The sequence below is a fragment of the Amycolatopsis sp. NBC_01307 genome, from assembly GCF_035975215.1.
Taxonomy (GTDB): Bacteria; Actinomycetota; Actinomycetes; order Mycobacteriales; family Pseudonocardiaceae; genus Amycolatopsis.
In genome coordinates, this window is sequence record NZ_CP108403.1 from 4991703 (window position 1) to 5002902 (window position 11200).

11 protein-coding genes are annotated in these 11200 nt (G+C 72.8%); 3 read left to right on the forward strand and 8 right to left on the reverse strand.

Features of this window, described 5'->3' with window-relative positions:
* Positions 1 to 80: 80 nt before the first annotated feature.
* The 4 genes from OG439_RS20755 to OG439_RS20770 all read right to left on the reverse strand — a co-directional run bounded on the left by OG439_RS20755 (position 81) and on the right by OG439_RS20770 (position 4379).
* Positions 81 to 1724 (reverse strand): glycoside hydrolase family 76 protein, encoded by a 1644-nt coding sequence (locus tag OG439_RS20755; RefSeq protein ID WP_326951018.1) that lies wholly within the window; start codon positions 1722 to 1724, stop codon positions 81 to 83.
* Between the two features lie 207 nt (positions 1725 to 1931).
* The gene (locus OG439_RS20760) at positions 1932 to 2534 is read right to left on the reverse strand and encodes a CPBP family intramembrane glutamic endopeptidase (protein WP_326951019.1); all 603 of its coding nucleotides are present in this window, start codon (positions 2532 to 2534) and stop codon (positions 1932 to 1934) included.
* 11 nt (positions 2535 to 2545) lie between these two features.
* A complete protein-coding gene (locus OG439_RS20765; RefSeq protein ID WP_326951020.1) occupies positions 2546 to 3442 on the reverse strand; it encodes an NAD(P)H-binding protein in 897 nt (298 codons plus the stop codon).
* A gap of 10 nt (positions 3443 to 3452) precedes the next feature.
* Positions 3453 to 4379 (reverse strand): DMT family transporter, encoded by a 927-nt coding sequence (locus OG439_RS20770; RefSeq protein ID WP_247053646.1) that lies wholly within the window; start codon positions 4377 to 4379, stop codon positions 3453 to 3455.
* Between the two features lie 73 nt (positions 4380 to 4452).
* Here OG439_RS20770 and OG439_RS20775 point away from each other — a divergent pair, with 73 nt between their 5' ends.
* Positions 4453 to 5376: a LysR family transcriptional regulator gene (locus tag OG439_RS20775; RefSeq protein WP_247053648.1), complete on the forward strand. Its 924-nt coding sequence runs from the start codon at positions 4453 to 4455 to the stop codon at positions 5374 to 5376.
* Positions 5377 to 5452: 76 nt separating this feature from the next.
* Here the strand turns inward: OG439_RS20775 and OG439_RS20780 are convergent, their stop codons facing one another.
* On the reverse strand, positions 5453 to 6301 hold the full coding sequence (locus tag OG439_RS20780; protein ID WP_326951021.1) for a helix-turn-helix transcriptional regulator: 849 nt from the start codon (positions 6299 to 6301) through the stop codon (positions 5453 to 5455).
* A 141-nt stretch (positions 6302 to 6442) separates the two neighbouring features.
* Here OG439_RS20780 and OG439_RS20785 point away from each other — a divergent pair, with 141 nt between their 5' ends.
* A complete protein-coding gene (locus OG439_RS20785; RefSeq protein ID WP_326951022.1) occupies positions 6443 to 7450 on the forward strand; it encodes an aldo/keto reductase in 1008 nt (335 codons plus the stop codon).
* Between the two features lies 1 nt (position 7451).
* Here the strand turns inward: OG439_RS20785 and OG439_RS20790 are convergent, their stop codons facing one another.
* Positions 7452 to 8336: a LysR family transcriptional regulator gene (locus tag OG439_RS20790; protein WP_326951023.1), complete on the reverse strand. Its 885-nt coding sequence runs from the start codon at positions 8334 to 8336 to the stop codon at positions 7452 to 7454.
* Positions 8337 to 8420: 84 nt separating this feature from the next.
* On the opposite strand from OG439_RS20790, the gene OG439_RS20795 reads away from it, so the two are divergent.
* Positions 8421 to 9365: a threonine/serine dehydratase gene (locus tag OG439_RS20795; protein WP_326951024.1), complete on the forward strand. Its 945-nt coding sequence runs from the start codon at positions 8421 to 8423 to the stop codon at positions 9363 to 9365.
* Here the strand turns inward: OG439_RS20795 and OG439_RS20800 are convergent.
* On the reverse strand, positions 9319 to 10137 hold the full coding sequence (locus OG439_RS20800) for an LLM class flavin-dependent oxidoreductase (protein ID WP_326951025.1): 819 nt from the start codon (positions 10135 to 10137) through the stop codon (positions 9319 to 9321). The two genes, OG439_RS20795 and OG439_RS20800, sit on opposite strands and share 47 nt — an antisense overlap.
* A gap of 136 nt (positions 10138 to 10273) precedes the next feature.
* Positions 10274 to 11104: a peptidoglycan-binding protein gene (locus OG439_RS20805; RefSeq protein ID WP_326951026.1), complete on the reverse strand. Its 831-nt coding sequence runs from the start codon at positions 11102 to 11104 to the stop codon at positions 10274 to 10276.
* Positions 11105 to 11200 lie beyond the last annotated feature (96 nt).

The following is an 11200-nucleotide window of genomic DNA, read 5'->3' on the forward strand; positions in this document are numbered from 1 at the left end:
CCGGCACTTTCACGTGAAAGTGCCGGGCCGGGACCTGAGGCGGCACTTTCACGTGAAAAGTGTCGCCTCGGCCATTCCGGTCATCCCGCCGCAAGCACCGCTTCGAGCCCGGACGCCTGGGTCCGCCAGTCGGTCGCGTTCGGCGTGGCCCCGCTCCAGCGCTCGCCGATCCGGTCGAGCGAGTCTCGATCGCTCGCCCACAGCGTGTCGGCCTGCTTCTGCGCGAAGGCCCGGTAGGTCGCCGAGCCCGTGACCTTCACCAGGTCGCCGAAGTAGCGCATGAAGGTGCCCTTGAACTGCTTTTGGTTGTCGTCACAGGAGTTCGCGGCGTCGCAGGACTCGACGAGCACGCCGCCCGAGGTGAGCCGGGACATCGCCGCGTCCGCCAGCCTCTTCGCGGCGTCCAGATAGGACGTGACGCCGGTGGCGCGCCAGAGTTCGACCAGCCCGCCGATGCCGAGACCCTGGTTGTACGTCCAGACGGTCTGGCCGTTGTTCGCGCACGAGGACGTCAGGCCGTCGTTCACCAGGCCGGAAGCGTTGATCAGGCCGCTGTTCAGGTACCAGTCGCCCGCGGTCCGGGCGCGCTGGCCCCACACGGTGTCGCCGGCGAGCCGCGTGTGCAGGGACGCGGTCAGCCGCAGGTACAACCCGCTCGTGACGGCGTTCTTGTACGTCCGCTCGCGGTTCCACCACACCCCGCCACCGCAGCTTCCGGTGTCCCAGAACCCGTTGACGTAGTTGGCGATCGTCGTCGCCTCGGTCAGGTAACGCGCGTCGTGGGTGCGGTCGTAGACGGCGATCCACGCCAGGCCCCACCACGCGCTGTCGTCGATCGCGCGGCTGACGAAGTCACCCTCGATCGGGTCGGAACTCCTTCCACCGGCGGAGAAAGCGGCCTTGTTGACGTCGAAGGTGCGCGCCATGGCGGCGTCGAAGCCGCCCGCGTCCGCGACGGCCGTCACGGCGACCGCGGAGTTCCACCAGCTCGACGGCCACCACGCGGTGTAGGGCTCGTAGGACCACATCAGCGCGTCGACCGCGCCGGCGGCCCGGGTCGTCGCCGGGCGCGCCCAGGCCGTGCAGCTGCCCGAGGCGTGCGTGGCTTCCCGGCCGCACGCGCGCACGGCGCCGCCGTACAGCCGGCCGCGCGGGTCCCGCGTGGCGAACGCCGTGGTGCGGGTGCCGGTCGCGCCCGCGGCGACGCTGGTGCGGCCCAGCGACGAGCCGTCCGGCCAGCTCGCGCCCGCGTCCCAGGACCGGTCGAGCCAGACCTCGTCGCCGGCGCCGCCCGCGTCGATGCCGGCCCACGCCATGCCGCGGCCGTCGAAGTGGAGCCGGATCGTGCGGCCGTAAAGGGTCGTGGGAGCGACCGGCTGGGCGTCCCCGGTGCCCGGGGCGGCGCGGTCGCACGCGGCGTCGCAGACGTCCGGGTAGATCCAGGCGGTGCAGGCGACGCCCTGCGCGTCCCCGCAGGCCCGGACCAGGCCGCGGCGGTGGTGCGCCGGATCGGTGAGGTTGTACATCAGCGTGCGGGTGCCGGTCCATCCGCTGGGGACGCTCGCCTTGCCCAGCAGGCCTTCCCAGGTCGCGCCGCCGTCCCAGGAGCGGTCGAGCCAGACGGCGTCGTTCGCGACGCCGTTGTCGATGCTCGCCCAGGCCATGCCGTCGGGGTCGGACGCGTGCAGCCGCACGATACGGCCGTTGATCACCTTGTCGGGCAAGGGAAAGCTCTCTCGCGCGGCTCGCGATGGATCAAGCGTGTCGCAGGAGGTCACGCACACCGCCGTCGCCGCCGCGGCGGGCCGCGATGACAGGGGTGACAGGGAACCGAGGACGAGCAGGAGCACGAGCAATGTCCGCATCGACATCCCTCTCCACGCGCCGGAGTTCTTTCCAGGATAGGAAATCCGGCGCCCGGTCAGAAGGGTTCAGACAACTTCTGGCTCGTTCCGGACAATCTCCGACGGGGAGCCGAACAGGCGCGGCATGACCGCGAGCATCAGCGCGGACCAGACCACGTGCGTCAGCACCGGCGCCTGGACGCCGTCGCCGCGGTGGCGCTGCCACGCGAACAGCGACCCCATCACCGCGGACGCCAGGACGAGCGCGGGGTTGCGGGTCGCACAGGTGGACAGCACGTAGATCGCGGTGGAGCGGCGCGCGCCCGCGGCGTCGTAGAGGGCGCCGCGGAAGAAGACCTCTTCGGCCGCGCCGGTCAGGAGCGTCGTCGCCACCACCGACGTCGTCGAACCGCGGTGGGCGTAGTCGAGCACGCCCGCGATCGCGCGGCGCAGCGGCGGGATGTGCCGCGACACCAGCGCGCAGCCGTAGAACACGCCGAACGCGCCCGCGCCGGCCAGCACCGGCTGCACGACGTCGCGGCGGCCCCGGCGCACCGGCCCGGCCGCACGCGCGCCCGCCAGCCAGGTCGTGGCGACACCCGCGGTGAGGCCGTAGAAGCGAAGAGACCCCGGCGGACTGGACAGGGACGCGCCGAGCAGCCCGGTCCCGGCGGCGGTCACGGCGGTCATGAACCGTCGTTTCATCCGGCCCGCCGGCTCTTCGCGCGCTCGCCGAGGGCCTGGAGCACGGCGTCGTCGTAGCCCATCGGCTCGAACTCGACGATCTTGCGGATGCTGTCGTCGCGGACGACGACCTCGTTGGTCATCGAGTCGATCAGCGAGCGCCCGGTCTGCACGTCGATGTCGGTGACCAGGGAAAGCCAGTACGACGAGAGCCGCGGCGAGAGCAGCGGGACGGGCACGATCACCAGCGGCCGTCCTTCGATCGCCGCGACGCGCTGCAGCATTTCCCGGTAGGCCAGGACGTCCGGGCCGCCGATGTCGAACGCGCGGCCCGCGGCGTCGGCGTGGTCGAGCACGCCGACGAGGTAGCGGACGACGTCGTCGATCGCGATCGGCTGGGTGCGGGTGCCGACCCAGCGCGGCGTGACCATCGCCGGCAGGTGCTCGACGAGCTGGCGGGTCAGCTCCCACGACGTGCCGCCGTGCCCGATCACGATCCCGGCGCGCAGCACGGTGACCGGCACGCCGGTCTCACCCAGCAGCTCTTCGACCTCGCGGCGGCTGGCGAGGTGCTCCGAGAGCGTGCCGTCGTCGTCCCCGAGCCCGCCGAGGTAGACGATCCGGCCGATCCCGGCGTCCGCCGCGGCCCGGGCGAAGGCGCGCGCCGCCTCGGAGTCGCGGCGCTTGAAGTCCGAGCTGTCGAGCGAGTGGACCAGGTAGTACGCGGCGTCGGCGCCCTTGAGCGCGTCGCGCAGGGAACCGACGTCGGCGACGTCGCCGCGGACGGGTTCGCCGGTGCCGCGGTAGTCCTCGGGTCTGCGGGTCATCGCGAGCACGGTGTGCCCGGCTTCGTCGAGTGCCGGGCACAACCGGCTGCCGACGAACCCCGACGCTCCCGCTACCAGCACTCGCATGCCGGTGACGCTAGTCGCGACGGCGCCGTCCCGCAGGTCGCGCGGTGCCCGCGAAGCAGACGGCGCCGAGCACGGCCGCGCAGCCGACCAGCTGGAGCACACCGGGTGATTCGCCGAGCAGCCCGATGCTCAGCAGCACCGCGCCGACCGGCTGGAGCAGCATGAGCGTCGCGCCGGAGGTGGCCGACATCCGCGGCAGCGCGGCCGAGATCAGCAGCCAGCCGGTGAGCTGGCCGACGAGCGCGAGCGCGATCAGCCACCCGAACGAGGGCCAGCCCGGCGCGAAGTCGAGCGTGCCGGACGGGAGCCCGAGCACCAAGGCGACGGCGCAGGCGGAGAGCGTCGCCAGGAGCAGGGAGTGCGACTGCGTCCCCTTGGCGCCGCTGAGCCGGATCAGGAACAGGTAGGCGGCGTACCCGGCGCCGGCGATCAGCGCCGCGACGGCGCCGGTGACCGGGTCGGGGCCGAACGCGCCGGTCCCGGCGAAGCCGCCGGCCAGCACGACCCCGCCGAGCAGGACCGGCGCGGCCACCAGGAACCGCTTCGACGGCCGTTCGGCGAGGAACGCGAACGCCAGCACGGGCACGATCACGACCTGCACCGCGAGCAGGACCGTCGCGATGCCGGCGCCGACGCGCGGGATCGCCTCGCCCCAGAGCACGAAGTCCAGGCCGAGCCCGGCCCCGGCCAGCAGCGGGAAGAGCACCCGGCGGCGGGTCTCGGGGCCCGCCTTGCGCCGCTCCCACCAGGCCAGCGCGAACAGCACCGGGAGCGAGAGCAGGCACCGCCAGAACGCGCTGGTGGCGCCGCTGGTGTGCGAGACCTTGATGAAGACCGACGACAGCGCGATGCAGAAGCTGCCGAGCGCCGCGAGCAGGCGGGGGTCGACGCGCTGGGTGAAGGTCGTCTTGACGGGGCGGGGCGCGGTCGTGGTCACCCCTCCAGCGTGGGCGTCTCGACTGTCAAGAACAAGCGAATGTTTCTGCGCGGAATCCGGTAGCATCACTACCGTGTTCGGACTCGAGCGGATGCGGGCGCTGCACGCCCTCGCCACCCAGGGCTCGGTCGCCGCGGCGGCCGCCTCCCTGCACGTCACGCCCTCGGGCGTCTCCCAGCAGCTGGCGAAGCTGGAACGGGAGGCCGGGCAGCCGCTGCTGGAGTCCCGCGGCCGCGGCGTCCGGCTGACGAAGGCGGGCCAGGTGCTGGCCGGGCACGCCGAGCGGATCCTCGCGCAGGTCGCCGAGGCGAAAACCGACCTGGAGCTGCTGCGCGAGGACGTCATCGGGCCGCTGCGGGTCGGCGCGATCCCGACGACCGTGCACGCGCTGCTGCCGCCCGCGCTGGCGACGCTGGCCGTGCAGCACCCGCGGCTGGAGGTGACGCTGCACGAGGGCGAGGCCGAGCAGACGATGCCCCGCGTCCTGGCCGGCGACCTCGACGTCGCGGTGCTGGAGAGCTGGGCGGACCGCCCGACGGTCCTCCCGCCGGAGACGACGAGGATCGCGTTGTTCTCCGACGTCGCGGACCTCGCCCTGCCGGCCGGCCACCGCCTGGCGCACCGCAAGGCCGTGGATCTGTCCGAAGTGGACGACCTGCCGTGGATCGGCTGGAGCGCCGGCTCCGGCTGCCACGACTGGCTGGTCCAGGTCCTGCGCAAGCAGGGGCTGGACCCGCGGATCAGCTGCACGGTAGGCAGCTACCCGACCCAGCTGGCCCTGGTGGCGGGCAACCTCGGCGCGGCCCTGGTCCCCCGCCTGGCCCGCGAGCGGCTCCCGGAAGGCGTCCGCATCCTGACGACCCGCCCGGCCCTGACCCGCACGATCTACGCGATCTGCCGAGCGGGCGAGGAGGACCACGGCGCGGTCCGGGCCTGCCTGGACGCACTGAGCGAGGCCTCGGCCCGCTTCACCACCGCCCTACGCCCGGTCGGCTGACGCCACCTCGTGCCGGCTCGTCGTGAGTGTTTAGGGCGGTTAGAACCGCCCTAAACACTCACGACGAGCCGGGGTATCAAGGCGTTACCGGTTCCGCCGTCCAGCTGGCCAGCAGCCTCAGCGTCGCCTCCGACGGTGAACCCGGCTCCACCGTGTGGACTCCCAGCACCTGGTCCTGGTCGCCCGTCGGGGTCAGCGCCTCGTAACCCAGGATCAGATCCCCCACCACCGGGTGCCGGTAGTGCTTCGTGCCGTGGGTGCGCTGGTAGACGTCGTGATCCGCCCACCAGACGCGGAAATCCTGGTCTCGCACCGACAGCTCGCCGATCAGCTCGGCCAGGGCCGGGTCGTGGGGGTTGCGGCCCGCGTACAGGTGCAGCGTCGCCACCACGCTGCGCGCCGACGACTCCCAGTCCGCGTACAGCTCGCGAGCCAGCGGGTCGAGGAAGACGAACCGCGCCATGTTGCGCTCGCGCGGGGGCAGCGCGTCGAAGTCGCGGTAGAGCGCCTTCGCCAGGCGGTTGGCGGCCAGCACGTCCAGGCGCCGGCCGGTGACCATCGCCGGGACGTCGGTCAGGGTCTCCAGGATCCGCAGCAGCCCGGGGCGGACGCGCTGGGGTGCCGGGGTCCGCGGCCGGCGACGGCTCGGCTTGGCCAGCGCGACCAGGTGCCGCCGCTCGGTTTCGTCCAGCTGCAGGGCTCGAGCGATCGCGTCGAGCACCGACTCCGAGACGTTCAGGTTCCGGCCGCGTTCGAGCCGGACGTAGTAGTCGACGCTCACCCCGGCCAGCCGCGCGACCTCTTCCCGCCGCAGCCCGGGAACGCGCCGCACGCCGGGTTCCGGCGGGAGCCCGGCGTCGGCGGGCGTCACCCGGGCACGGCGGGCGCGCAGGAAGTCCCGCAGTTCCGGGTTGTCCTCGCTCATCCCGCCAGCCTAGATCGGGCGCCGCGCGCGTGCGGGGGTCTGCTGGACCCCCGGTAGAGCCATGCCCCCTTCGCGAGGTCGAACGGCCGGAGCCGGCGGTTAGCTGGAAGCAGAACCAGCTCCCGAGAAGGAAGACCCGAGATGGAACGCGAAATCCTGGGCGGCACGGGCATCTCCGTCAGCCGCTTCGCCTTCGGCGCGATGATGCTGGGCGCGATGGGCAACACCGACCGCGCCGAGTCGGTGCGGATGATCCACGCGGCGCTCGACGCGGGGATCAACTTCATCGACACGGCCGACGTCTACTCCCACGGCGAGTCGGAGGTGATCGTCGGCGAGGCGCTCAAGGACCGCCGCGACGACGTCGTGCTCGCGACGAAGTTCTCGATGCCGATGGGCCCCGACGCCAACCGGGCCGGCGCCTCGCCGCGGTGGATCAAGCGGGCCGTCGAAGCCAGCCTGACGCGGCTCGGCACCGACCACATCGACCTCTACCAGCAGCACCGCCCCGACCACCTGACCGACATCGACGAGACGCTGGGCGCGCTGTCCGATCTGGTCCGCGCGGGCAAGGTGCGCGTGATCGGGTCCTCGACGTTCCCGGCCGAGCTGATGGTCGAGGCGCAGTGGGCCGCGCAGCGAGGCGGGCACCACCGGTTCCGCACCGAGCAGCCGCGGTACTCGATGCTCACCCGGATCATCGAGAACGACGTCCTGCCGACGGCCCAGCGCCACGGCATGGGCGTCCTGACCTACGGGCCGCTGTCCAGCGGCTGGCTGACCGACCGCGACCCGGCGCGCAGCCACCGCGCCGGCATGGCTCCCGAGGTGTTCGACCCGGCCGTCCCGGAGAACCGCGCGCGGGCCGAAACCGTCGAGCGGCTCCGGAAGCTTGCCGGCGACGCGGGCCTGCCGCTGGCGCACCTCGCGGTGCGGTTCGTGCTGAGCCACCCGGCCGTGACGTCGGTGCTGATCGGCCCGCGCACGCCGGAGCAGCTCGACGACCTGCTGACCGCACAGGGCCCGCTGCCCGGCGACGTGCTCGACCGGATCGACGAGATCGTCCCGCCCGGCACCGAGGTCAACCGGCACGACAACTACCAGGCGGCGGCGCCGGCGATCGAGAACCCGAGGCTTCGACGCCGCTGAGTCACGCCCGGAGCCGGTCCGCCATCTCCGTCACCAGCCGGCCCGGGCGCTTGTGGTGCACCAGGAAGACGTCGCGGGCCGGGCGGGCGTCGGCCGCGTCCCGGACCTCGATCCGGGCGCCGCCGGCGCGTTCCAGCACGCTCTCCGGGACGAACGCGATCCCCAGCCCGGCCTCGACCAGCGCCAGGATCACCTGGTAGTCACGGCTTTCGTGGGCGACGCGCAGCCGGACCCCGGCGGCGTCGGCGAGCTGCTCGAGGCACACCCGGTTGGGCACGCCGGGGCTGCCCGAGATCCAGTCCTCTCCCGCGAGCCCGCGCAGGGTGAGGCGGCGGACGGCGGCTTTCGCGTGGCCCACCGGGAGGATCAGGCGGAACCGTTCCGAGCGCAGCAACGAGCGTTCCAGCCCACGCGGGTCGGGCAGCACGGCACCGGGATAGTGGTGGGTGATCAGGAGGTCCAGCTCGCGCGAGCTGACCAGGCCGTAGCCGTCGGGCGGCTCCAGGTCCAGCAGCCGCAGCGCGACCGCCGGGTGGGCCTCGCGGAAGCCCGCGAGCGCGGCCGGGACGAGCGTCGCGCCCGCGCTGGCGAACGTGCCGACGGTCAGCTGCGCCGGTTCCTCGCCGAGCAGCGCCCGCACGGTCCGCTCGGCGGTCCGCAGCTCTCCGACGATCGTTTCGGCGTGGGTCAGCAGCGCTTCGCCGACGGCGGTGAGCGTGACGCCGCGTGGGTTGCGGTGCACCAAAGGGGCGCCGACGTCGCGTTCGAGCTTGGCCAGCTGCTGCGAGACGGCGGACGGTGTGAACGAAAGCCGTTGTGCCGCACCGGCGATCGACCCGGCGTGCGCGACCTCGGCGAGCAGGGCCAGGCGGTGGGCGTCGAGCACGGGAGCCTCCAGCCGTAAGCGTTGCTGATGCCAGCATAGGAGACGTCGCTGGTGCTTACGGCCGGGCGCGCGCATGCTGAAGTCATGATCAGCACTTCGGACGTCGAACGCGCCGCCACGAGGATCCACGGCCGGGTCCGCCGGACGCCGGTCTTCGCGGCCGACGGTATGTGGTTCAAGCTGGAACACCTGCAGCACACCGGGTCGTTCAAGGCCCGCGGCGCGTTCAACCGGATCTTGGCGGCCGGTGACATCGCGGCGGCCGGGGTGGTCGCCGCGTCGGGCGGCAACGCGGGCCTCGCCGTCGCCCACGCGGCCCGCGAATTCGGTTTCCCCGCAAGGGTTTTCGTCCCGGCCACCGCGCCCGCGGTCAAGGTGGCGAAGCTGCACGCGCTCGGCGCGGCCGTCGAGCTCGTCGGCGACAAGTACGCCGACGCCTACGACGCTGCGGTGAAGCACGCGGCCGACAGCGGCGCGTTGTTCTGCCACGCCTACGACCAGCCCGAAATCTGCGCCGGCCAGGGCACGGCCGGACTGGAACTGCTGGAGCAGGTGGACGGGCTCGACACGATCCTGGTCGCGGTCGGCGGCGGCGGGCTCCTGGCCGGCATCGCCGCGGCGGTCGAGGGCCGGGCGCGCGTGGTCGGCGTAGAGCCGCGCACGATCCCGACGCTCCACGCGGCTCTCGAAGCCGGTGAACCGGTCCAGGTCGAGGTGTCCGGCCTGGCCGCCGACTCACTCGGCGCGTCCCGGCTCGGGGACATCGCCTTCGCGGTCGCCACCCGCACGGGCGCGGGGTCGGTGCTGGTCGAGGACGCCGCGATCGCCGAAGCCCGGACGACGTTGTGGGACCGCTACCGCCTCGCCGTCGAAGCGGGCGGGGCCACGGCCTACGCCGCGTTGCTCAGCGGCGCCTACGTGCCCGCGCCCGGCGAGCGCGTCGCCGTCCTGCTCTGCGGCGGCAACACCGACCCGGCGACGCTCACTTCCCCGTCAGCAGCGCCACCAGCGGCGCGAACTCCTCGATGAAGGCGCTGTTGACGCTGACGTAGGAGACGCCGAGCTCGTCGCGACGGCGTTCCAGCTCACCCGCCATGTCGTCGACGCTGCCGCGCAGCATGGTCAGCGAGTCGTGCTCGATGAGCGTCGCGGCGTCGACGCCGATGAACCCGCGGATCCACGGCGGGACGACCTCGCCGACGACGAAGATGTTCATGGCCAGCTCGATGTCCCGGCCGTCGGCGGCGGTCCGGATCTCCTCGACGTGCGACGCGAACTCGTCGCGGGTGGTCAGCACGCCCCCGGCGAGGGTGACGATGTCGGCCTTCGCCGCGGCGAGCCGGCGGGCCTTGGGACCGCCCGCGGCGAGCATCACCGGCGTGTGCGCGTCACCGTCGAGGCGGCGGACGTGGTCGATCGTCTCGGAGATCGAGTCGAGCCGCTCCTGGCCGGTGCCGTAGGGCAGGCCCAGCTCCTCGGCCTGCTGGCGCATCGACGCCAGGCCGGTGCCGAGGCCCAGCTCGAACCGGCCGTCGGTCATCGCCGTGAGGCTGTGCGCTTCCCAGGCGGCCGCGCGTGCCGTGCGCAGCGGGCTGGCCAGCACGAACGAGCCCACCCGCAGCGTCGTCGTGACCGCGGCGGCCGTCGCGAGCGACGCCGTCGGGGTCGGCAGGTTCAGGTTGTCCGGCGAGAGCAGGGTCGAGTACCCCAGCTCTTCGGCCCGGCGCGCGGTCTCCCGCCACTTCGCGCCGCCCTCCTGGGCCGCCGCGACCACACCGAACCGGAACGCCTTCTCAGCCATCGGATCAACCCCCGCTTGTGTTGTTGACCCGATCAAACCACCGCCGCGCCCGGCCGTGCCACCACGAACGCCGTGAAGGCCCCCTTACCGGCTCTTATGGCCGGTAAGGGGGCCTTCACGGACTTCAAGCGCAGCATCAGCCGCGCTGGTACTCCTCCCAGGTGACCTTCGTGACCGAGGGGCCGTCGTCGGCGCCGCGGCCGGCCAGGCCGTTCTTGCCCAGGTAGTAGTCGCCCGTCTGGTGCTGCGCGCCCGACGAGAGGTCCGGGTCGGAGATCGCCATCGCGTGGATGTGGTAGGCGAAACCCTGGTCCGGCGTGCGGTACCAGGCCGCGAACCCGACGTTGCGCAGCGCCTTCAGCAGGGTCGTGCGGGTCGCCGCCGACATGCCGGACACCGAGATGTCCATCGCGCCGCCGCCGTCGTGCGTCCCGGCCGAAGCGTCGACGCCGCCCGGATTGTAGGACCCCTGGGTCAGGCTGACGGTGAAGCCGGCGATCTTCTCCGCCGCCAGCAGCATCGCCTTGGTGCGGGTGTTGATCGTGACCCCGCGGTAGGCCACGCGGCTGCCCGCGGACACCGCGCTCGTCACGGTGTAGCGGCTCGCGCCCAGCTTCTCCAGCGACGTCTTGCCGGGCAGGCCCGAAGCGTCGATCCCGGTGTAGCCCAACGACTTCTGGTACTGGGAGTACGCCGTGATCGTCGTCGTGCCGAAGTAGCCGTCGACGTACTTGCTGTCCAGGAGCCCCTTCGCCTGCAACGCCTGCTCGACCAGCAGGACACTGGCGTGCGCGCCCGGCGTCTGGGTGTCGTCGGCGCGGCGCGGGTCGATCTGGGCCGCCTTGAGCACGGCCTCCATGTTCGCCGTGGGCAGTGCGGCTGCGACCGCGGGCGCGGCCTGGGCCGGCGCCGCCACAGCGAGCGTCGCGGCGGTGAGTGCCGTCAACACGGCGGCCTTCGTGAACATCCCTGTCCTCCACTCGTCGGAATCCCTGCCGCCATCAGGATCACGCGAACGGATACAAGGGACGTACAAACGGGCTCCAATCACCCATCCGTGCTG